Here is a 21131-nt window from a genome sequence, read left to right on the forward strand (position 1 = left end):
GTGGGCGACTAGCGTGCCCACATGGGGCCGAGGTACGCGCCGCCGGTGGCGTCGAGCACGTTGCCGGTGATCCAGCGGGCGTCGTCTGAGGCGAGGAACGCTACGGCGTCGGCGATGTCGGCTGGCTGGCCGATCCTGCCGAGCGCCGTCAGCTCCGTCAGGACGGTCCGGATCTCGGGATTGTGCAGGATGTCGGTCACATCGGTGTCGGTGGCGCCGGGGCTCACCGTGTTCACCGTGATGCCGCGTTCGCCCAGCGCGTTCGCCAGCGTCCGGCTCATGACCTCCAGGGCGCCCTTGGCCATCGCGTAGGCGATCTGGCCGGGCAGGGCGACCCACGTGGCGAGCGAGGAGATGTTGATGATGCGCCCACCGTCAGGCATCAGCGGCAGCGTCACCTGGACGAGGAACAGCGGCGCCTTCACGTTGATCGCGAAGACCTCGTCGAACTGGCCGGGGGTCAGCAGGTCGACCGTCCCGGCGCGTACCGTGTCCTGGTTTCCGCAGGCCGCGTTGTTGACCAGGATGTCCAGCGGTACGAGGGCTGTTTGTCCTTCTTCGACGTGCGCGGCCTGGTGCCCCGGCGACGCAATGTGGAGGTCGAGCACACCGCCCTGGACGGCACCCGCACCATCACCGTGTTCCGTGACGGCCTGGCCCGTCTGGTTCGGCCACGAGATCGACCACCTGAACGGGCGGCTCTACACCGACCGTATGCGCGACGGCCAACAGCCCATCGGAGTCCACGAGTACCGCGACACCGGCCGCGCCTGGACCTACCCTCGATAACCGCCGGCGGGGGTCGAGTGGCGGCAGGACGCCGCCGTCGCCACTTCATAACGCTCGGCGCATCCCTGACAGCCCGAAGGCGTGCGATTGGGAAACGCCCGGTTGGCGGCTGTCCAGGCGGAGATGCGGGATTGTGATGATTCCTGACGCTGTGAGGCTGGCTGCCGCTGGACCGCGACTTGGTCCTGGCCATCAGCCGCTCGGAGCACTTGGGGTGGCGCGCGGCCTGACCGCTGTCTCAGGACACGGTCACCGTGGACATGATCGCGCGGACCGTCGGGTCACGTGGCCCACATCCGCTCGGCTCGCAGTGGAACTCGACCTCCAGCACCTCGCCCCTGCCCGTCGTGGTGACCAACGTGGTCTCCTCGCTGGGGAAGCGTTCGTTGTCACTGCTGACCTGGCTGAACGTCATGTGAAGCAGATAACCGACAGCCCCGCCCCCTACGGCCACCCTCGTACGCTCCTTGAGTACGAAGTCGTCGTAGTACGCGAACTCTTTGAGATGGTTCTCCACTGCCTTCTCGGGGGTTGCGTTCGCGGAACGGACCCCGACACGCAGGGCGGGGACCTGCCGCCAGAAGGGCCGCGCGGACATGACCAGCGGCTCCACCAGTCCGGGGTTGTCGTCCACGATCCAGCCGGCAGGGTGGCCCACCGTGAACCCTCGTCCGTGGTGAACACCGAGCAGGGGACGGCCCTGGTCGTGGCTCACCAGAACGCAGACGGCGAGCAGGGCCAGCACCGTCTTGCGTACACCTCCCGCCATGACCGCCCTTCTTGGTATCCGACGATCAGCTCACCTTAGGTGACCGACGTCGCCGCACATGGCGGTTCAGGCTCACGGGCGGGCTCGGCTGCGCCTGTCTGCGACAAGTCACTGGCCCTGCTTCCCGCAAGGAAAGCCGCGGTGCTCTCGGAAGTCACCAACATCACCGCGACTCGAGATCGTCAGTGATCTCAGAACCGGCAGATAAACACTCTCGGTTCTCACCTACGTAGCCACAGCCCGCCCCCCGAGAGGAACGGCACCCTTTTCTGACTCGGTATTTGTCGTGCCCGGTTGGCCCGAGGTGATGGTGTTCGGGATGCCGAGCGCCCGCCGTACAGCCGGGGTGTCTGGGCCGTGTAGCGGCACTGCGGTTGGTGGGGCTCTGCTGGTGTGGTGGTGGCGCCTCACGGCTGGGTTGTCGGAGGGTGGGGTCCGGTCGCGGGCGTAGAGGGCTTCGGTGGATGCTGCGCCACGCGATGACCAACGATCGTTGCAAGGCGAATTTCGCCCGGGGGCGAGGGCACCGTGTGACGTGGCGCTGCGGCGCGGAGGAGGTGCACCTTCCCGGCCGTGGATGGGGCAGGGGGCGGTTTGACGCCCTTTTACTTAACCGCTATCTATTGAGGCTCGCAGAGGAGGGTGATCCGTGCAGGACGTGGTGCTGGCGCTGCTGGCCAAGGAGCCGTCGCACGGTTACGACCTGCGCAGACGGCTGGTCGCCGCACTGGGACCGCTGGGCGAGACGCTGAACGCGGGGCAGGTCTACGTGACGCTCAGCCGGCTCGAAAAGGTGGGCCTGGTCGTCCAGGAGCGTGAGGACGCGCCGGTGCGCGGCCCGCGGCGCAAGGTGTACGCACTGACCGCGTCCGGGCAGGAGCGCGTGGCCGCATGGATGGCCGAGACCGCCGGGCCCAAAGCGGACATGACGGAGGTCCACCTGAAGCTGGTGGCCGCCGCCGAGTCGGGCCTGGCCGATCCGCTCGCGCTCGTGGACGCGCGGCGGCGGGAGCTGATGCGCAGCCTCGCCGCGGCCCAGCACGCCGCCCTTTCTCACGACACGAATTCGGAGGCCGGACTGCTCTTGGAGGGCATCGCCCTCCGGTTGCAGGCCGATCTGCGCTGGCTGGAGGCGTGCGAGCGGACCTGGTCCGCGCGCGCCACACGTGGGAAAAGCGGAGGAAACGGATGACCAGAGACGGTCAGCGGGTTAGGGGCCGGTCGCGGCGAAGGGGCGCGGACCGCAGCCCGGCCGCCCGCCAACCCGGTGAGGCGGTCGGGCCGGCGCTGCGGACGGTCGGCCTGACGCGCACCTACGGGGAGGACGAGAGTCTGGTGTGGGCCGTCGACGGGGTCGACCTCGATGTTCCCTCCGGGCAGACGCTCGCCGTGACCGGGCCCAGCGGCTGCGGCAAGTCCACGCTGCTGCAGCTCCTGGGCGGTCTCGACCGGCCCACCGAGGGCGAGGTGTGGCTCGGCGGGCGTCGCATCGACCACCTCGGCGAGCGCGCGCTGGCCCGGCTGCGGCGCCGCGCTGTGGGTTTCGTCTTCCAGGCCTACCACCTGATGCACGAGCTGAGCGCGGCACAGAACGTCGAGCTGCCCGCGCTGCTCGCCGGCGCCTCACCACGCACCGCCCGCATCCGTGCCGCCGAACTCCTTCACCAGGTCGGGCTCGCCGACCGTGCCCGGCATCTGCCCTCGGAGTTGTCCGGCGGGCAGCGGCAACGGGTCGCCATCGCCCGCGCCCTGGTCAACGAGCCGCTGGTGGTCTTCGCGGACGAGCCCACCGGAAACCTCGACAGCGCCGCGACCCATGACGTCCTCCGCCTCTTCGACGAACTGCGCGCCGCCGGCCAGACCCTGGTCATGGTCACCCATGACGAGCGAGTCGCCGCCACGGCGGACCGCATCGTCTCCCTGCGCGACGGGATGCTGGCCGACGACACCCGCCTGAACGGCCGTGGCAGCAGCACGGGGCTTGGCGCACTGCTGAGCTGGGAGGACTGAGCATGGGGCATCTGTTGCTGATGGGGCGCCTGATCCTGCACGACCTGCGGCGCCAGCCCGGCGAGGCCCTCATGTTCCTGCTCGCCGTCACCGTCGCCGCTTCCTCCCTGACCCTTGGACTGGCGGCCAACAACGCCGTGGCCAGCGGGTACGCGAAGACCCGCGCGGCCACCGCCGGCCCCGACGTGATGACCTCGACGACGGACCCGGACCCCGCCGGCTTTGCCTCGCGCGTCGCACACCTGCCCGGCGTGACCGCGATCGGCGGCCCGTTCTTCGCGTTCGACACCACCATCCGAGCGCACGGCCGTTCCGCGCACTCTGCGATCGAGGGGCGCGGCACCTCACCGTCCGCCGTGGACCAGCCGCTGGTGACCTCCGGTAACTGGGTGCGTCCCGGCGGCGCGGTGGTCGAGCGCGGCTTCGCGCAAATACTCGGCGTGCGCGTGGGCGACAGCATCACCGTCAGCGGGCGCAGCATGCCGGTCGTCGGGACCGCGGTCAGCGCGGCCACCGCGGTCTATCCGTGGGCCGACCTGGCGCGGGTCGGGGCGTCCGACGCCGGCGGCTTGGTCTGGCTCACCACCGCCGACGCCCGCGCGGCGGCGGGCGACGCGCCCAGTCTCTACCTGATCTACCTGAGGCTGTCCGACCCTGCTGCGACCGACGAGTTCGGCGAGTCCGCGGCTGCCCAGGCCGCCATGGATCACTACCACTACTGGCAGGACGTCCTCCATACGGACACGGCCATGATCAGGTTCAGCCGGCCTGCCCTGGTCGTCGGCGGCTGGCTGCTCGCCGTCGCCGCGCTCGTCACCCTCGCCGCGCTCGCCACCGTACGCGCCGTCCGCGACAACCGGCGTGCCGCGCTGCTCAAGGCCGTCGGCGCCGGACCCGGCACCATCACCGCCGTACTGCTGGCGCAGTACCTGCTGCTGACGTTCCTGGCCACCGCGCTCGGATTGGCCGCCGGGACTTTGGCCGCACCCCACCTGGTCGATCCCAGTGACGGGCTGCTCAACACCGTCAGCCCTCCGGGGGGCGACACCGTCACCGCCGCGGTCTTCCTCGCCATCGTGGTCGCCGTGACCGGTGCGCTCGGCCCCGCCGTGCGCGCCGCCCGCACCAGCACCGTCCACGCCCTGGCCGACCCCGCTCACATGCTCAAGCATCACCCGCACCTGAACGCCGTGACAGCGTATCTGCCCACGTCGCTGCTGCTCGGCATCCGGCTGCTCACCCGTCGGCCCGGCCGCGCCGCCCTGGCCTCCGCCGGCACGGCCGCCACCACCCTCATGGTCACCGCAGTGCTCACCTTCCACGCCGAACTCGCCGCGACCCCCGCCTTCAAACGGTTCGGCCCCATCGAAGTGCGGACAGACCATACCGGCCAGGTGCTGCTCGCCGTCACACTCGCGCTAGTGGCACTGTCCACGCTCAACACCGTGCTCCTCGGCTGGAGCACCGCCGTGCAGGCCCGGCGCACCCTGACCATCACCCGTACCCTCGGCGCCACCCCCGGCCAGGTCGTCACAGCGCTCTGCACCGCGCAACTTCTACCCGCCGTGCCCGGAGTGGCAGCGGGTATTCCAGCCGGGCTCGGCCTGTACTGGCTCATCGGCGACATGGTCACACCCCCGGGATCATGGCTGCTCACCGCCGCACTCAGCATCCTGCTGGTAGTCGGAGCGCTGACCGCCCTCCCCGCATGGGCCCACACCCGCAGCCTCGCCGGACATGCCCTCAACGCCGAAACCGCCTGACGGGCCCTTCACCAGGGCTGCTGATCGGTACCCGTCCTCATCGTTGAGCATGTGTCGGAACCCATCGGCAGACCGTTCACCGACGTTGATTCACGGCACGAGTTGCCGACACTTCCCACCTGCGGGTTCGTTATTAGCGGCGGTAGCCCTCCACTCCCTCGAACGTGCCGTTCGGCGCCTCGCACACCACCTCGTCGGCCAGCAAGGTGAGCGCCTGGTCTACGTCCGGTACACCGGCAAAATCGTGGTGACCGTCGACCCGCACGAGGCGACGTCGCGCCGAGAGGCTGATCCACGACCTGTTGGACCTGCTGTGAGATGCTCATCCGCTGCTCGGCGCTCGGCACGTCGGGCAGCGGATGAGCATCGACTCTCAGATTGGACACCATGCCCCGGTCAGAGTTCATCCTTGGGACGGGAGTTGGGGCCGTGGTTGAGGGCGATCCGCTGATTCAGACGATGGTGGTGGCCGAGCCGTGTGGCGAGGGCCTCGAGTGCGAGGTTCACGGCGAACTCGTACTCGGCGGCGCCGTCGAATCGGGCGAGGTAGGGCGCGGCGTCGGCCACCGCGGGAAGGCCGCTGGCTTCAAGGGTCGATTGGCGTTGCGCGATTCCGGCGGTGTCGGTGGTGCCGTAGGTGGGTCCAGCGCTGACTTCACGCAGCAGCGCGCCGATGAGGGTGGCGACGAACGTCCGGAGGAGGTGGACGGACTCATCGGGGGGACAGCCCGCGTCGCGCAGGACGACCAGGACCGCCTCGACGGGTGCGAGCCCCTCGAAGGAGCCGAGCTGGCGGGTGAGCACGAGGGAGGCCGCTTCGGGGTGGGCCAGAGCCCGCTCGCGGAAGGCGTAGGCGATCGCCCGCAGATCGACCCGCGGGTCACCGGTGAGCTCCGGCAGCGCGATGGCGCCCAGGAGGAGCTCGGCGACCGCATCCAGTAGGCCGTTCTTGTCATCGACGTGGTTGTAGAGGCTCTTGGCGTCGACCCCGAGCACCCGCCCGACCGCCCGCATGCTGACCGCGTTGACGCCGTCGGCGTCGATGACCTGCAGGGTCGCCTGGACGATCGCCTCGCGGGACAGCTGACTCTCGCCCTTGGGCGGGCGCCCTCGGCGTGCGGTCCTGGCGGTCATGGGGCCCCATCATGCCGCACATCCTTGCAAAAATCCACAGCGTGGATATATCGTGACGGACATAAAACCACGCTGTGGATAAAAGGAGGTGGCGATGCGCTTCCCGTGGGGGACGGCCGAGGTCGTGGACCTGCCGAGCATCGGCGACCGGATCGACACGTTGACCGATCCGAGCGAGGCCGACGGTGGCCCTGGGGCTCGGTTGCGGGCGGTCCGAGCCCGGGGCCGGGCGTTTCGCCGCGAGTTCCCCTCGACCGGTACGCCGGACAGCGTGGTCACCTGCGACCTGGTCACGCTCCCGTATCCGACCCGGTTCGGGTTGTTCCGGGCGTCGCGGGCGCTGGCGCCGTTCCTGTCGATCACGAACCGGATGCTGGTGATCCGGTGGACCGAGTCAGGTGGACGTCGACGGGTGCTGCTGTTCGAGCCGTCCGACCACGAACTCGGGCGGTACACGCCGTACTTCGACGACCTCTCGCAACGGACCCCTGCTGTGGTCGAACGTCGCATGGTTCAGGTGCACGGCACGGTGCTCGGACATCTGGCCCGGCTGGGCGTCGGCCCCGAGGACGTCGACTATCTGATGTTCGACCATCTGCACACCCAGGACCTGCGCCGCTGGGTAGGGACGACGGCGCACCAGGACGACCTGGACGGGCGGCCGCGGGCGGCCTTCCCGAACGCGAAGGTGATCGTGCAGCGCGACGAACTCGCCGGCATGGCAGAGCTCCACCCGCTCCAGCGGCCCTGGTATCAGCCCGCGGCCTATCGCGACGTCTCGCCGGAGGCCTTCCTGCCCATCGAGGGCTCGGTGGTCCTTGGTCCCGGAGTCGCGGTCGTCAAGACGCCGGGGCACGTGTTCGGCAACCAGAGCCTCGTGCTGAACACCTCGACCGGTATCTGGGTGAGCAGCGAGAACGTCATCGCCGCCGAAGCCCTCACCCCTGAGCACTCCAAGCTGCCGGGCCTGGCGAAATGGGCGCGGTCTTGGCAGCAGGAGATCGTGCTCAACGCCAACACGATCGAGTCGACCGCCGACCAGTACAACTCGATCATCCTCGAGAAGACCCTGGCCGACCGCAGCCAGAGCGATCCCCGGTTCCTGCAGTTCTTCCCCTCCAGCGAACTCACCGCAGCGTGGACCAACCCAGGCACAAGCCCCACCTTCGTACACCGCGGCATCACCCATGGCTGACCCGTCGCAGGCCGCCGCATCACCGACGACTGACCCGGCCCAAGGCTTTTGCGCACCGCTGCATCAGCCCCGACTGACCGGCCCAAGGACTGCCGCCTGCAGACAGGAGACTCGCCATGTCACGCTTCGTCCTGCCCCCCGAAGAAGTTCTGCGCGCCCGCGAAAAGCTCGTCCTGGACCACTTCCGCGACGAGGTTCTCCAGGACTGGGATGCCGTCCTCACGACGTTCCCGCACCCGCACTACGAGCTGATCGCCCAGATGACCGTCCACGACGGCGACGGCGACGTCCGCGGGTACTACCACGACACGCGCGGCGCTTTCCCTGACCAGGACCACGAGATCATCGCCCTCCGCCACGCGCACGACGCCGTGATCGTCGAGTTCTGGCTGATGGGCACCCACAAGGGGCCGCTCGGCAAGATCCCGCCCACCGGCTCCAAGCACCGCACCCGGATGACCGCGTACTTCATCTTCGACGCGAACGAGAACCTGATCACCGAGCGCGTCTACTTCGACCAGCTCACCATCCTCAAACAGCTCCTCGGCGGGCTTGACAAGAAGAACCCCGCCGACCTGCTCAAGCTCGGCCGCGCCGTCGCCGGAGCGCTCGCCGCGGCCGGCGGCGAGCCGGACCCGCGCCTGACCCGCACCGTAGCCCCCGATCTCAACGACTGACCCGCCGCGACCGCCTGTTGGCCGACGTCGCCGGCAACGAGATCGGCGACGCGCTCACCGCCCTGTGGGGCCAGTGCGCGCCGGCGACCTGGAACCGCAACCGCGCCGCCGTCTCCTCCTGGCTCACCTGGTGCGCCGCCAAGAAGAAGTGGGTCGCACCGTCGGTGCTCGCCGATGCCGAACGGCGTCGCGAGAACGTCGACCACACCAAGGCCGTCGCCAGGACAAAGCTGGAGCGGTTGCTGTCGCGGCGTGACATCCCGCTGCGGGACAGGCGGAGCGGCCGCCAGCCCGATCCATCCAGCTTGGCCAGTTCGGCTTCGACGTCGACGCTGATGACACCGAAGAAGTTGATGTTGTCGCTGCGGCAGGGTGAGGTGTGGGTCAGGATCTCGTCGGGTACCTGGCGGCCCTGGGCGCGGGACCTCACCACTCAACCGTCACCCTCCGTCGTTCGCATCTGATGCGAAATCTTTCTTCCATCAGCTGGCTTCGGACGCCGCCTCCGCGGAACTGCGGCGTTCCCTCTGCTCGAGTGCGTCAATGGCGGAGCCGGTGAGGCTGCGCTCGATGTGCGCGCGCATGAGCGATCGTGCGCCGGCGCCGTCGCCCGCCAGGATGAGGTCGAGCAGTTCGTGGTGTTCGCGGTGGTCGCGGGTGCGCGGCTCGTCGCCCGGCGGGAGCTCCAAGCCTATGCGCCGGTAGCGGTCGGACTTGTCCCAGAGGTCGTCGAGCATCCTGATCAGCACGTCATTGTGCGAGGCGCGGTAGAGCGCCCGGTGGAAGGCGCGGTGAGCGGTCAGCGCCTCCTCGCCCCAGGCGCGGGTGACCGGTAGCAGTCGAGCAGCTGCCGCGCGCAGCGCGGTGATGTCGTGATCCGTGCGGCGTTCCGCGGCGAGTTCGGCAGCCGTGGGATCCAGGGAGAGGCGGACCTCGAACAGTTGCCGGGCCTCGCTGGCGCTCATACTCGCCACGCGAGCGTCCCGCTGGGTGTCGAGATCGATCAGGCCCTCGCTGCTGAGCCGGCGGACTGCCTCGCGCAGCGGGGTGAGGCTCATGCCCATTTCAGCGGCGAGTTCGTGCTGGGAGAGACGGGATCCCGGGGGCAGGCTCCCGGACAGGATGCGCTCGCGGAGTTCGACGTAGGCGGCGTCGCCCTTGCTGGAGAACACGTTCGCGCCGCCCATCTTCCCGCCCACCTCCGACCGAACCAGGGGTTGTGCTCAAGCTCACGGCGAGCCTAGCATCGCCGTGTAATTTATAAATTACAACGAGGAGGGTCGATGAAGATCACCGCTGTCCACGAGGGTGTCGTCCCGATCAGCTCATCGATCCGTAACGCCTGGATCGACTTCAGCTCGATGGACTGCTCGATCGTGGCGGTCGTGTCGGACGTCGTGCGCGACGGCGAGCCGGTCGTGGGTTACGGGTTCAACTCAAACGGCCGGTACAGCGCCGGGGAGATCCTGCGCCGTCGGATCATCCCCCGCCTGCTGGACGCGGACCCGGAGGCGTTGCTCGCCGAGGACGGTCAGCTCGACCCCACTCGCGCGTGGGATTTCATGATGAACAACGAGAAGCCCGGTGGGCACGGTGAGCGCTCGGTGGCGGTGGGCGTGGTCGACATGGCGCTGTTCGACCTCGCCTCGAAGATCGCCGGGCAGCCGCTGTACCGGTGGCTGTCGGACCGCTACGGCGACGGCCAGCCCGACGACGAGGTCTTCGTCTATGCCGCGGGCGGCTACTACGCGCCCGGCAAGACCCTGCGCGACCTGCAGGACGAGATGAAGGGCTTCCTCGACCAGGGCTACCGCGTGGTCAAGATGAAGATCGGCGGCGCCGACCTCGCCGAGGACCTCGAGCGCATCGAGGCGGTGCTCGAGGTCCTCGACGGCGACGGTTCCCGGCTGGCCGTCGACGTGAACGGCCGGTTCGACTTGGCCACCGCGCTCAAGTACGGCGAAGCCATCGAGCCCTACGGCTTGTTCTGGTACGAGGAGGTCGGCGACCCGCTGGACTACCGGCTCAACGCCACCCTCTGCGAGCACTACCGGGGCCCGGTCGCGACCGGAGAGAACCTGTTCTCGCTCCAGGACGCGCGCAACCTGATCCGTTACGGAGGCCTGCGCCCGGATCGCGACTACATCCAGGTCGACCCCGCGTTGAGCTACGGGCTGACCGAGTACCTGCGGGTGCAGGACATGCTCAAGCAGCACGGCTGGTCCTCGCGGCGCTGCATCCCGCACGGTGGGCACCAGTTCTCCCTGCATATCGCCGCGGCGCTCAAGCTCGGCGGCAACGAGTCCTACCCGGGTGAGTTCCAGCCGACCGGCGGGTTCGCCGACGGCGCCGTGGTTGAGAACAGCCATGTCGGATTGACCGACACCCCCGGTATCGGGTTCGAGGCCAAGGCCGCTTTCTACGAGGTTCTGCGCAAGCTGCACAGCTGAGCCGCCGGCGGGGCCCGCTCGCTCGGCCAGACGCGGGCGGCCCCGCACACCCGAGCCGCCGATCCGGCCACCAACCCCACCGAAAGCCCGCGACCCGGCTTTCGCCCGCCACAACGTCGTGCAAGGGAGCAACAACGATGTCGTCCACGATCGCCTCAGACCGCCCGCAGCGGTCCCGTTTTCGCAAGCTGATAGGTGAACTCTGGTTCCAGGTGGTGGTCGCCGCCGTCCTGGGTGTCGCCGTCGGGCTGGCGTTCCCCTCGGTGGGCGCCGACCTCAAGCCGCTCAACGACTGGTTCATCGCGCTGGTCAAGATGATCGTGATCCCGGTGGTCTTCTGCGTGATCACCACGGGCATCGCCTCGATGGACAACCTTCGCAAAGCCGGCCGGATCGGCGTGAAGGCGATCGGTTACTTCCTGGTCCTGTCGCTGCTGTCCATGCTGATCGGCCTCGCGGTCGCGAACATCTTCCGACCCGGCGACGGCATGAACGTCGACCCGGCGACCCTCGACGCGGGCAGCATCCCCTCCGCCGCCACCGAGCAGCACGCCACCTTCACAGGCTTCATCTCCAGCCTCATCCCGGAATCGCTGTTCGGCGCGCTCACCGGTGACGGGATCCTCTCCGCGCTGGTCGTCTCGATCGTCTTCGGCGTCGCGCTGAACATGGCCGGCCCCTCGGCCGCGCCGCTGACCCAGGGGATCTCGGCGCTGTCGGGCGTGGTGTTCCGGATCGTGGGCTGGGTCATGCGGCTGGCCCCGATCGGCACCTTCGGCGCCCTGACCACCGTCGTGGCCACCTACGGTGCCAGTAGCCTTCAACAACTCGGCTACCTCATCCTGCTGTTCACCGCCACCTGCGTCGTCTACGTGATCGTCGTGCTCGGCGCGATCATGCGGGCGTGCAAGCTGAGCCTGTTCGGGCTGATGCGCTATCTCAAGGCTGAGCTGCTCGTCGCGCTGGCGACCTGCTCCAGCGAAGCGGTCCTCCCCCAGCTGGTGCGCAAGCTGGAGATGATGGGCATCGGCCGCCCGGTCGTCGGCATCGTCATCCCGTCCGGGTTCTCGTTCAACCTCGACGGCTCCGCGGTTTACCTCACCATGGCCCCGCTGTTCCTCGCCCAGGCCCTGGGCATCGACCTGTCCTGGCAGCAGCAGCTGGTGATGGTCGGGGTCATGATGCTGACGAGCAAGGGCACCGCCGGCATCGCCGGGGGCGCGTTCATCGTCCTGGCCAGCACCATCACCGCGGTCGGCCACATGCCGCTCGCCGCGCTCGCCCTGATCGTCGGCATCGACCGGATCCTCAACGAAGGCCGGGTGTTCATCAACGTCCTCGGCAACGCCGTCGCTGCCATAGTCATCGGCAAGTGGGAAAAGGACTTCGACCTGGACAAGGCCAACACCGTCCTCCGCGCCGGGGCTGCGGAGCTGGAGCAGATCGAAGCCGAGGACGCCGCACTTCACCACAAGTCAGCTTCTCGGGGCTGAAGCCCTGAGCTTGCAGCTACGTCCCGGCTGGCTGCCGGGTTGCGTGCCGCGTCTTGGCCGTGACGGGCTGGTGCCGGTCACGGCCGGGACGGATGACTGCCGCCCCGCGTCCCACGCAGCACCGCCGCGTGCGGCGATGTTGCGGGAAGCGTTCCGGTCCGCGTGCGCAACGACGCCGCAGCCCCGGCAGATGAACAAGCCCTGTGATACCCGGTTCCGGCGGTCCACATGACCGCAGTCCGCGCAGGTTTGGGAGGTGTGGGCCGGGTCGACGAACACCACCGGCACACCGGCCCGCAGAGCCTTGTAGGTGATGAAGGTCCCGAGCTGGTGAAAGGCCCAGGAATGGAAGGTGACCCGTTGGGGCTTGCGATGCCGTACCCGGTCACGGATCCCCTGCAGGTCTTCCAGGGCGATCCCGTGTCCGGTGCGTTCAGCCTCGGTCACGATCTGTTTCGAGATGCAGTGGTTGAAGTCGGCCGCACGGCGGGCCTCCTTGCGGCGCCGTCGTTTCAGCACGCGCTTGGCCGACTTCGTGCGTTTCTTCTGGAGTTTGGTCCGCAGCTCCTGCTGCCGGGCCCGGTGCCGGTTCAGGCCGCGCCCGGCCGCCTTGTAGCCGGTCGAGGCGGTGGCGATGTTCTCGATCCCCAGGTCGACTCCGACCCACCCGGCCGGTTGCTCGTTGAGGTCGGCTTCGGGCACCTCGCACGTCGCCACCAGGTACCACTGGCCGTCCCGGCGCAGCAGGTCGGCCTCGCCCTTGCGGTAGGCGGCCAAGGTCTTCAACTGGTCTGGCGAACAGGCGAACGGGATGCCCTGGATCCGGCCCCGCCGGGTGGTGATCGCCACCGTTTGGGCGTCGATGTCCCAGCCCATGTTCCGATGGTCGTATGCCTGCGCCGCGTCCGGCCGGAACACGATCGGTTTGCTCTCGGCCTTACGGCGCCGCTTGGACCCCGGACGGCCCAGGTTCCCGGCCTTGATGTTGCCGCGCAGGCTGGCGTACGCGTCGGTGACCTTCGCGATCACCTGCTGCGCGGCGGCCGACTTGAGGCCTTCCTCTCGGAGCCGGGCGTAGGTTAGCTTCCGCAGCGCGTACTCCCGGGCCTTCAGGCCGAAGTGCTCGAACGCCACAGCCGACACCCAGTTCGCACCGTCGTTGCACCCGGTGAGCTCGTCCGCCAACGCCTCGGCCACCTCGGCCGTCGGCGTCAGCTTCACCTGCACCACCAGTTTCACGACCATCAAGCTACCCACCGGGAACGCGCGGTGTCACTCAAACTAGAGTTGACCTATGTCACCCCGATGGGAGCCCAACCCCGACATACGCAGGGGACGCAGCGTGGTCTACACCCTGCACGCGCACTTGGTCTTCACACCGAAGTACCGGCGACGCGTGTTCGATGACGCGATGCTCACCCGCTGCGAGGAGATCATGCGGAAGGTCTGTGAGGACTTCGGCGCCGAGCTCCGCGAGTTCAACGGCGAGACCGACCACGTCCACCTGCTCGTCCACTACCCGCCCAAGGTCGCCCTGTCGGCACTGGTCGGCTCGCTCAAAGGTGTCTCCGCCCGCCGGCTCCGCCAGGAGTTCACCGGCCGCGTCAACCGGGCCAGCATGCGCGGGCACTTCTGGTCCCCGTCCTACTTCGCCGCCTCCTGCGGCGGCGCACCCCTGGACATCATCAAGGAGTACATCGAGAACCAGAAACGTCCCGACCTCGGGGACCCCGCGATGCGGCGGCGCTCCGCGCCGCGTAACTGAGGATGCGATTCATCCCGCCCCTGAAGGGGCGGGGTTTCTCGCTAGAAAATCACTAAAGGTCGGGTCGGTAAAGAGGCTCTGGGAGGTAGAGCCTGACATGCCGTCGAAGGGGCTGATTTGCCTCTGACATTGGTGTGAGGTCTTAACGTGGCCGCAGTGGTTTGTGCGTCCACGGGCGATGGGCCGGGGCGGCCATGAGGAGTACGGGGGGAATCGGCGATGTCGACTCTGGGGATCATCGGTAGCGGGAACATCGGGTCGGCGGTCGCGCGGCTGGCGGTGGCGGCGGGCATCGATGTGGTGATCGCCAACTCGCGCGGCCCGCAGAGCCTGGCGGACCTGGTGCAGGAGCTGGGACCGCGGGCCGGTGCGGGAACCGTGGAGCAGGCGGCCGGTGCCGGGGAGGCGACCTTGCTGAGCATCCCGCTGTCGGCCTACAGCTCCCTGCCCGCCGGCCTGCTGGAGGGCAAAACCGTGCTGGACACCGGCAACTACTATCCCCACCGCGACGGCCGGATCGCCGAACTCGATTCCGGGAAGCTGACCACGAGCGAGCTGGTTCAGCAGCTCCTGCCCGGCGCCCTCCTGGTGAAGGCATTCAACAACATCCTGGCCCACCACATCCCCCAGCTTGCCCGGCCCGCAGGCGCGCCCGACCGCAGTGCCCTGCCCATCGCCGGCGACGACTCCGGCGCCAAGGTTTGGGCGGCGGAGCTCATCGGCCGGCTGGGCTACGACACCCTCGACGCCGGAACCCTGGCCGACAGCTGGCACTTCGAGCCAGAGGCAGGCGCCTACACCCAGATCTACCTCGCCGACCCCGACGTACCGGCCGAGCAGATCATGCAGGCCCCCGCCGCACCGCTGCCGGCCGACAAGCTGCGCGCCGCTCTGGCTGCGAGCCACCGGGTCGACGTCGCCGCGCGCGTCTTCTGACGCCAGCGCCGAAGGCCTCGCGGTTGTCGTCGGGCTCGCCCGAGCCGCCAGGAGCGTCGGCTCGGGGCGGGCGGCCCGAGATCCTCCAGCGGCTGCGCGGGCGCGCCGTACACTGATACCTGACATGGGCGTGAGGGGATCGGGGGCATGGTGCGCATCGGTGATCTTGCGAAGCGGACCGGGGCCAGCGTGCGCTCCCTGCGCTACTACGAGGAACAGGGCATGCTCGCCAGCGAGCGCAGCGCGAGCGGGCAGCGCCACTACGACGACGATGCCGTGTACCGCGTGGGGTTGATCAAGCAGTTCTTCGCCGCCGGGATGACCGGCAAAGCCATCACCGAGCTGCTACCGCACATCAAGGACCCCGGAGAACGCTGCTCTGCCGAGGCGCTACGCCGGCTCATCGCCGAACGCGACCGCATCGACGCCCAAGCCGCCGAACTCGCCCGCACACGGCACACCCTGAACGGCCTGATCGAGATCACACAACAGGTCATGCGCGATGGCCCGCCCCGTACCTCCACATGATCATGATGGATGGCCACTGACGCGGCCGCCGCCCGGGGGGCGGCCAGGCCCTCGCGGGTGCCCACCACGATTAACGAAGGCGTTTTTTGACGATCCTCAAGACACCAGGCCCCGAGGGAACCCTGGCAAAGCCGGGCACCGCGTCCGGTTCGTTCGTAGGTCTTATGGGTTCGCACGTTCCACGATCCATCGCGAAGGCTTGAGTTCGCGGGCCTCGACCTCGGCCGGGCGCTGGCGGGCGACGGTGAGCATCTCGTGGTGGCCGTCCATCGGGGTTGCCGGTGCGGCCGGGTCCGCCGACCTCTTCGGCGATCATCCGTTCGTGCCACCCGACGCGGCGCTGAGCGTAACCGAGGTCAATGCGCCACCGGCCCCTGGGGGACAGGGAGGTGTCGGTGGTGGCCTGGATCTTCAGGGTGAGAGCGGCGGACCGGCCTGTCGTTAAGACTCGTGTCACCAAGTACACGCGATCAGCCCGGTGCAGGTCAGTGGTGGTGCTCGACGCAGCCGAGGCCCCGTGGAACCTCTGTTCCGCCGGGTCGGCGCAACCCATCTGAGCTGGGCAAACTGAAACGCATGTACGTCATGACAGCCTCGTTACCGACAGACCGGTTAGGGGGTGAGCTGCTGGTGTCCTATGACGGAGAGGAGTTCGAGCTTTCCCTGGCTGTCGGTGCCGGGGCGGGCGGCCAGCACCACCAGGGTCTGCGTGCGGTCTTGGGTGCGCAGGAACTGGGCGTCGACGTCGATACGGCCGAGGTCGGGGTGGAGGATGGTCTTGGACTCCTCATAGCGCCGGGCGACCTCCCCGAGTTCCCACACGCGGACGAACTCGGGGCTGAGTTCGTGGAGTTCGGCGACCATACGGGCGGCTCGGTCGACGTCGCTGCCGGCTGTCAGCGCGGCCCGCAGGCGGGCTGCCTGGGAGCGGGTGTGGTCGGGGTGGTCTTCTTCGGCGTAGTACAGGCGCTCGGCCGGGTCGGTGAACCAGCGGTAGAAGCAGCTGCGGGCCAGGCCCGTATGGCGGGTCCGGTCGCCGAGCAGGGCGGTGGCGATCGGGTTCATCGCGAGGGTGTCGGCCATGTCGGTCAGCACCAGGGCCGGGGTGTCGGCGTTCAGGCGTTCCAGGACCCGCAGGAGGGTCGGGCTGACGTGCTCGGAGGTATGGAAGCGTGCCGGGGCGTTGTGGCCGATGAGGGCGAAGAGGTGGTCGCGTTCGTCCGGCGTCAAGCGCAGGGCCCTGGCGAGGGCGGTGGTGATCTGGACGGAGGGCTGCGGAGCGCGCTGCTGTTCCAGGCGGGCGTAGTAGTCGGTGGACATGCCGGCGAGCTGGGCGACCTCCTCGCGGCGCAGCCCCGGGGTGCGCCGGCGTGGGCCCTCGACCAGTCCGACGTCGGCGGGGCGCAGCAGCTCGCGCCGCCGGCGCAGGAACTCCGCCAGTTCTTTCCTGTCCATGCCTCCCATGGTCGTCGTTTTGCGCCGGCCTAGCCAGGGACCGCCGATCCATGGAAAGGCCTTCCTCTCCTGCCTCCGCGCGGGCGCCCCTACGGTCGGGGGCTGCGGGCGCTCAATGGCCCGCAGCCAGCGAAGGAGAGAACTCCCATGAAGATGACCGGCAACACGATCCTGATCACCGGTGGCACTTCGGGCATCGGGCTCGGCCTGGCGCTGCGTCTGCACGAGGCCGGCAACAAGGTGATCGTCGCCGGCCGGCGTAAGGACCTGCTCGACCAGATCGCCACCGAGCACCCGGGCATCGAGACTTTCGTCCTGGACGTGGCGGACCCCGCGTCGATCACCCGCGCCGCAAGCACCCTGGCGGCGAGCCATCCCCAGCTCAACGTGCTGGTCAACAACGCCGGCATCCAGCGGCCGGAGAACCTGCTCGATCCGGCCTGCCTGCCGACCGCCGAGGACCATGTCACCACCAACCTGCTCGGCCCGATCCGGATGACGTACGCCTTCCTGCCGCACCTGGTGACCAAGGACGACGCCGTCGTCCTGAACGTGACCTCGGCACTGGCCTTTGTGCCGTTGCCGGTCACCCCCACCTATAACGCGACCAAGGCCGCCCTGCACTCGTTCTCCGAGAGTCTGCGCGTCCAACTGGCCGGCACCCCCGTCCAGGTGATCGAGATGGCCCCGCCACCGGTCCGGACCGGACTGATGGGCCAGCAGGACAACGAGCAGGCCATGCCGCTGGACGAGTTCCTGACCGAGATTTTGACACTGCTGGACGCCCAACCAGACGCCAGGGAAATCGTCGTGGAAAGCGCCGAGTTCGCCCGACACGCCGAGGCCAACGGCACCTACGACCAGGTCCTGACCATGCTCAGCAGCTTCAAAGCCTGATCCGGCACCTCACGGCCACGCCCCACCACGCAGATCGAAAACGCTCGATGCGATCGCCAGGCACTTCTCGCCCCTTGCTCGGCGAACTCGAGGCGGTGATGAACGTGTTGAGCAGGGCCACCTGGCCATGCTGAGCGGCGCCAAGGCCTGATCCAGCAACGCACAAAATGGAGAGCCGAACGTGAAACCCACGAATGAAGACACCGTCGAAATCAGCAGGGCCCTGGCGCTGTGGGCGCACATCATGGACGACCAGGAACTGGACCGTCTCGGCGAATGCCTCACCGAAGACGCGATGTGGGACGGCAGCGTCTTCGGCTTCGACCCGGTCGTCGGGCTGGACGCGATCGCGACCGTCCTGAACGTCCCCGGACACGCGAAAGCCCACCATACGACGAACATCGTCGTGTCGGAAGGCCCGGGCGACGAGGTGCGGGCCCGATCCAAAGGTCTGAGCCTGCTGGAGGGCGGCGGTGTCGCCAGCGTCGTCTACGCCGACGACCTGCGACGCACCGATTACGGCTGGCGCATTTCCCGGCGGGTCATCCATCTCACGTGGCCACAACGCCGCTAGTGCCGCCCGAGTTTCAGGGTCGCCGGGCGCGGATGATCGCGACGTGCATGTTCTCGGCTTACCGTCGGCGCCGGTGAACTCGGGAGCTGGGCAAGCTGGATCTATTACCGGCCTTGGCCGGGTCCGACCGAAACCTCGTCGGTGCAACTGGGGCCCCTATTACGCGCGCGAGTGTCGGCGGACGGTCGTGGGCTCACACTCGGGGGTACCTAGGCCGGTCGTCGTTGCACGGCGTCGGCGATGACCGCTGTCACGAGCTTGCTGACGGCTGCCGTGGTCGGCGGGCCGGGGTCGCGGTCTGCGAACAGGAGATGCCCGCCACCGACCAGGGAGAGGGTGAGTGAGTCGATGTCGGCGTCGGCCGCGATGCGGCCCAGGTCACGCTCGTCGGCCAGATAGGCGGAGATCGCGGTCGTGGCCTGGGCGAGGATCGCGATTCCGCCTCCTGGACTGGCTTGCCGCAGCCGTGCGCGCAGCTCGTCCCGGAAGGTGACAAGCGGGATGATCGCCACCGGAACCGGTCCGAACAGGGTGGTCAGCGCGCTGGTGAGGTTGTCGGCCACGGTGCCGGTGCCGACGGACTCGCGCAGCGCACTCGCTTGTGTCTCGAGCTGCGCGGCCCGGTCGAGCACGAGATCGGTGAGGAAGGCGTCGAAGTCGGTGAAGTGCCGGTGCAGGACGCCCTTGGCGCAGCCCGCTTCGTCGGTGACGGCCCGGCTGGTCAGCCCGTTCGGCCCGTCCCGCAGAAGCACGCGTTCGGCAGCCTCGAACAGCTGCTGCCGCGCGTCGCGAAGGTGCACCCCAGTCGGCATCCACAGATCCTCTCCGTTGTCTAGTGGGCGCATGCCCACTAAGGTGGGCGCATGCCCATACTACCGCGAGAGCAACCAGAACCGTCCCTGGCACAGCCGCATAAGGCCCGGCGGATGGCCGAGTCGTTCGGCGTGGACGCGCAACGCTACGACCAAGCACGGCCCGGCTACCCCGATGCGTTGGTGGCGCGGATCGTTGCCGGGAGCCCTGGGCCTGACGTGCTCGACGTCGGCTGCGGTACCGGCATCGCAGCCCGCCAGTTCCAGGCCGCCGGCTGCGCCGTGCTCGGCGTCGAGCCCGATGCGCGGATGGCTGACTTCGCGCGAGCCCGTGGCCTGCAGGTCGAGGTGTCGGCCTTCGAAGCCTGGCAGTCGGCCGGCCGGATGTTCGACGCGGTCATCGCCGCCCAGTCGTGGCACTGGGTGGATCCGGTCGCCGGCGCGGTGAAGGCGGCACGTGTACTGCGTCCAGGGGGACGGCTGGCGATCTTCGGGCACGTGTACGAGCCGCCTGCCGAGGTGGCCGAGCCGTTCGCCGCTGCCTACCGGAAGGCGGCGCCCGACTCCCCGTTCAACGGCGAACCGGCCCGACGTCCACTCGGCCTCTACCAGGCGGCATACGCAAAGTTCGCCGACGCGATCCGCGAGACCGAACTATTCAACGATCCCGAGCAGTGGCGATTCGACTGGGAGCAGTCCTACACGCGCGACCAATGGCTGGACCTGCTCCCCACCACCGGCGGCCTCACCCAACTCCGTCCCGATCAGCTGGCCGAGATAATGGACGCGGTCGGGGGCGCCATCGACGCCCTGGGTGGACACTTCACGATGAACTACACCACCCTGGCCGCGACCGCCGTACGCGCCAGAGACCTGAACCCTTCGGGTGATGACACGGACCCGAGTTGAGGGTCTGTTAGGTGTGGGAACCGAATACGCCAGAAGGGGGCCGGGCCTTCCGCGAGCTGGGCCGTGTCATCCGCACGATCACGTTGCTGCGGTTCCTGTCGGAACCGGGGCTGCGGGAGCAGATCACCGCGATCACTAACAAGGCCGAGGCGTTCCACGGCTACTCCGAATGGCTGATGATCGGCGGCAAACTCATCGGCCACAACGACCCCGACCACCAGGAACGCGTGGTCAAGTTCAACGAGCTGCTCGCCAACTGCGCGATCTACTCCACCGCGCTGGACATCACCCACGTGGCCAACCAGTTCGCCGCCGAGGGCTACCCCGTTGAGCGCGACGACCTGGCCACCATCACCCCCTACATCCAGCACACCATCCGCCGCATGGGCGACCTCGTGCTCAACCTCACCCCACTCGAGCAAGCACCCGCGACCCGGCTCGACCTGGAACCGCGAGTGCTGTTCGCCCCGCGCACCTGACCGGTGAGGCGAGTTCACCGCGGTGCCGTGATATGGCCGGACTGTCCGCCCGCTGTTCTATGGTGGCGGCCATGGTCGACATCGAGGTGCGCAGCCGGATGCCCGGCCGGTCCGGCGATGACCTGCCGGCGGTGCTGGTACAGCTGGCCGACGATCGCACGACAGTGCGGGAGCTGATCCGGCGCACGGTCGAGGAGCAGATCCGGGAGCTGCGCGCCGACGCGGCGCACTGCCGGCGGATCCTCGACCGCCAGTACCTGTCCGACGACGATCTCCGGACGCAGGCCAGCACCGGTGCGATCAGGATGCCGCCGCAGGTGCCGACGGACCCGGACGTGACTGCGGAAGTGGCCCGGGCGCACCAGGCCTTCGCCCGAGGCACGTTCGTGGTCTTCGTCGGCGGACGGCAGGTCGTCGACCTGGACGAGGAGGTCGCGCTTCGGCTCGGTGAGCCGGTCGTGTTCCTGCGGCTGGTCGCGCTGGCGGGAGGCTGATT

Annotated in this window: 25 protein-coding genes; 17 read left to right on the forward strand and 8 right to left on the reverse strand. The window is 68.7% G+C overall.

Annotated features, from left to right (window positions below; translation table 11 throughout):
* Window positions 1-8: 8 nt before the first annotated feature.
* Window positions 9-608 carry an SDR family NAD(P)-dependent oxidoreductase gene (locus tag ACH34W_RS48160; RefSeq protein WP_395967977.1) on the reverse strand — a complete coding sequence of 200 codons (600 nt, stop codon included), beginning with the start codon at window positions 606-608 and terminating at the stop codon, window positions 9-11.
* Here ACH34W_RS48160 and ACH34W_RS48165 point away from each other — a divergent pair.
* Window positions 576-926 carry a hypothetical protein gene (locus ACH34W_RS48165; protein WP_395968064.1) on the forward strand — a complete coding sequence of 117 codons (351 nt, stop codon included), beginning with the start codon at window positions 576-578 and terminating at the stop codon, window positions 924-926. The two genes, ACH34W_RS48160 and ACH34W_RS48165, sit on opposite strands and share 33 nt — an antisense overlap.
* Window positions 927-1027: 101 nt before the next feature.
* On the opposite strand, the gene ACH34W_RS48170 is transcribed toward ACH34W_RS48165, so the two are convergent.
* Window positions 1028-1558, reverse strand: a complete 531-nt coding sequence (locus tag ACH34W_RS48170) for a hypothetical protein (protein WP_395967978.1) — start codon at window positions 1556-1558, stop codon at window positions 1028-1030.
* Window positions 1559-2207: 649 nt separating this feature from the next.
* Here ACH34W_RS48170 and ACH34W_RS48175 point away from each other — a divergent pair.
* Genes ACH34W_RS48175 through ACH34W_RS48185 form a run of 3 tightly spaced genes read left to right on the forward strand, consistent with a single transcriptional unit; the run spans window position 2208 to window position 5331 of the window.
* Window positions 2208-2750, forward strand: coding sequence for a PadR family transcriptional regulator (locus tag ACH34W_RS48175; RefSeq protein ID WP_395967979.1), 543 nt, complete (start codon window positions 2208-2210; stop codon window positions 2748-2750).
* The gene (locus ACH34W_RS48180; RefSeq protein WP_395967980.1) at window positions 2747-3568 is read left to right on the forward strand and encodes an ABC transporter ATP-binding protein; all 822 of its coding nucleotides are present in this window, start codon (window positions 2747-2749) and stop codon (window positions 3566-3568) included. The genes ACH34W_RS48175 and ACH34W_RS48180 overlap by 4 nt, the downstream gene beginning before the upstream one ends.
* 2 nt (window positions 3569-3570) lie before the next feature.
* Window positions 3571-5331: an FtsX-like permease family protein gene (locus tag ACH34W_RS48185; protein ID WP_395967981.1), complete on the forward strand. Its 1761-nt coding sequence runs from the start codon at window positions 3571-3573 to the stop codon at window positions 5329-5331.
* 133 nt (window positions 5332-5464) lie between these two features.
* Here the strand turns inward: ACH34W_RS48185 and ACH34W_RS48190 are convergent, their stop codons facing one another.
* A complete protein-coding gene (locus tag ACH34W_RS48190) occupies window positions 5465-5596 on the reverse strand; it encodes a hypothetical protein (protein ID WP_395967982.1) in 132 nt (43 codons plus the stop codon).
* A 131-nt stretch (window positions 5597-5727) separates the two neighbouring features.
* Window positions 5728-6465: a TetR/AcrR family transcriptional regulator gene (locus ACH34W_RS48195; RefSeq protein ID WP_395967983.1), complete on the reverse strand. Its 738-nt coding sequence runs from the start codon at window positions 6463-6465 to the stop codon at window positions 5728-5730.
* A gap of 94 nt (window positions 6466-6559) precedes the next feature.
* Here ACH34W_RS48195 and ACH34W_RS48200 point away from each other — a divergent pair, with 94 nt between their 5' ends.
* The 3 genes from ACH34W_RS48200 (at window position 6560) to ACH34W_RS48210 (ending at window position 8801) form a co-directional block, all read left to right on the forward strand.
* Window positions 6560-7660, forward strand: coding sequence for a hypothetical protein (locus ACH34W_RS48200; RefSeq protein WP_395967984.1), 1101 nt, complete (start codon window positions 6560-6562; stop codon window positions 7658-7660).
* A 116-nt stretch (window positions 7661-7776) separates the two neighbouring features.
* Window positions 7777-8337: an ester cyclase gene (locus tag ACH34W_RS48205; RefSeq protein ID WP_395967985.1), complete on the forward strand. Its 561-nt coding sequence runs from the start codon at window positions 7777-7779 to the stop codon at window positions 8335-8337.
* Between the two features lie 17 nt (window positions 8338-8354).
* Complete coding sequence (locus tag ACH34W_RS48210; RefSeq protein WP_395967986.1) at window positions 8355-8801, forward strand: hypothetical protein; 447 nt, start codon at window positions 8355-8357, stop codon at window positions 8799-8801.
* Window positions 8802-8819: 18 nt separating this feature from the next.
* On the opposite strand, the gene ACH34W_RS48215 is transcribed toward ACH34W_RS48210, so the two are convergent.
* On the reverse strand, window positions 8820-9524 hold the full coding sequence (locus ACH34W_RS48215) for a GntR family transcriptional regulator (protein WP_395967987.1): 705 nt from the start codon (window positions 9522-9524) through the stop codon (window positions 8820-8822).
* A 96-nt stretch (window positions 9525-9620) separates the two neighbouring features.
* On the opposite strand from ACH34W_RS48215, the gene ACH34W_RS48220 reads away from it, so the two are divergent.
* Both ACH34W_RS48220 and ACH34W_RS48225 read left to right on the forward strand, forming a co-directional pair.
* On the forward strand, window positions 9621-10787 hold the full coding sequence (locus ACH34W_RS48220; RefSeq protein ID WP_395967988.1) for a mandelate racemase/muconate lactonizing enzyme family protein: 1167 nt from the start codon (window positions 9621-9623) through the stop codon (window positions 10785-10787).
* 137 nt (window positions 10788-10924) lie between these two features.
* Entirely contained in the window at window positions 10925-12280 is a 1356-nt protein-coding gene (locus ACH34W_RS48225) for a cation:dicarboxylate symporter family transporter (RefSeq protein WP_395967989.1), read from the forward strand.
* Here the strand turns inward: ACH34W_RS48225 and ACH34W_RS48230 are convergent.
* Entirely contained in the window at window positions 12263-13525 is a 1263-nt protein-coding gene (locus tag ACH34W_RS48230) for an RNA-guided endonuclease InsQ/TnpB family protein (RefSeq protein ID WP_395967990.1), read from the reverse strand. The two genes, ACH34W_RS48225 and ACH34W_RS48230, sit on opposite strands and share 18 nt — an antisense overlap.
* Window positions 13526-13574: 49 nt before the next feature.
* Here ACH34W_RS48230 and tnpA point away from each other — a divergent pair, with 49 nt between their 5' ends.
* The 3 genes from tnpA (at window position 13575) to ACH34W_RS48245 (ending at window position 15509) form a co-directional block, all read left to right on the forward strand.
* On the forward strand, window positions 13575-14045 hold the full coding sequence (gene tnpA, locus ACH34W_RS48235) for an IS200/IS605 family transposase (protein ID WP_395967991.1): 471 nt from the start codon (window positions 13575-13577) through the stop codon (window positions 14043-14045).
* A 219-nt stretch (window positions 14046-14264) separates the two neighbouring features.
* Window positions 14265-14981, forward strand: a complete 717-nt coding sequence (locus ACH34W_RS48240; protein WP_395967992.1) for an NADPH-dependent F420 reductase — start codon at window positions 14265-14267, stop codon at window positions 14979-14981.
* Window positions 14982-15128: 147 nt separating this feature from the next.
* Entirely contained in the window at window positions 15129-15509 is a 381-nt protein-coding gene (locus ACH34W_RS48245) for a MerR family transcriptional regulator (RefSeq protein WP_395967993.1), read from the forward strand.
* 612 nt (window positions 15510-16121) lie between these two features.
* Here the strand turns inward: ACH34W_RS48245 and ACH34W_RS48250 are convergent.
* Window positions 16122-16964: a helix-turn-helix transcriptional regulator gene (locus tag ACH34W_RS48250; RefSeq protein ID WP_395967994.1), complete on the reverse strand. Its 843-nt coding sequence runs from the start codon at window positions 16962-16964 to the stop codon at window positions 16122-16124.
* Between the two features lie 147 nt (window positions 16965-17111).
* On the opposite strand from ACH34W_RS48250, the gene ACH34W_RS48255 reads away from it, so the two are divergent.
* Window positions 17112-17861 (forward strand): SDR family oxidoreductase, encoded by a 750-nt coding sequence (locus ACH34W_RS48255; protein WP_395967995.1) that lies wholly within the window; start codon window positions 17112-17114, stop codon window positions 17859-17861.
* 181 nt (window positions 17862-18042) lie between these two features.
* Window positions 18043-18435: a nuclear transport factor 2 family protein gene (locus tag ACH34W_RS48260; RefSeq protein WP_395967996.1), complete on the forward strand. Its 393-nt coding sequence runs from the start codon at window positions 18043-18045 to the stop codon at window positions 18433-18435.
* A 209-nt stretch (window positions 18436-18644) separates the two neighbouring features.
* Here the strand turns inward: ACH34W_RS48260 and ACH34W_RS48265 are convergent, their stop codons facing one another.
* Window positions 18645-19247, reverse strand: coding sequence for a TetR/AcrR family transcriptional regulator (locus ACH34W_RS48265; protein ID WP_395967997.1), 603 nt, complete (start codon window positions 19245-19247; stop codon window positions 18645-18647).
* A 51-nt stretch (window positions 19248-19298) separates the two neighbouring features.
* Between ACH34W_RS48265 and ACH34W_RS48270 the strand changes: the two genes are divergently transcribed.
* From ACH34W_RS48270 to ACH34W_RS48280, 3 genes are all read left to right on the forward strand, one after another.
* Entirely contained in the window at window positions 19299-20156 is an 858-nt protein-coding gene (locus tag ACH34W_RS48270; protein WP_395967998.1) for a class I SAM-dependent methyltransferase, read from the forward strand.
* An 11-nt stretch (window positions 20157-20167) separates the two neighbouring features.
* Window positions 20168-20635 carry a Tn3 family transposase gene (locus tag ACH34W_RS48275; protein WP_395967999.1) on the forward strand — a complete coding sequence of 156 codons (468 nt, stop codon included), beginning with the start codon at window positions 20168-20170 and terminating at the stop codon, window positions 20633-20635.
* 71 nt (window positions 20636-20706) lie between these two features.
* Complete coding sequence (locus ACH34W_RS48280; protein ID WP_395968000.1) at window positions 20707-21129, forward strand: hypothetical protein; 423 nt, start codon at window positions 20707-20709, stop codon at window positions 21127-21129.
* Window positions 21130-21131: the final 2 nt, after the last annotated feature.

Source organism: Actinomadura sp. 6N118, assembly GCF_044326415.1.
Classification (GTDB): Bacteria; Actinomycetota; Actinomycetes; order Streptosporangiales; family Streptosporangiaceae; genus Spirillospora.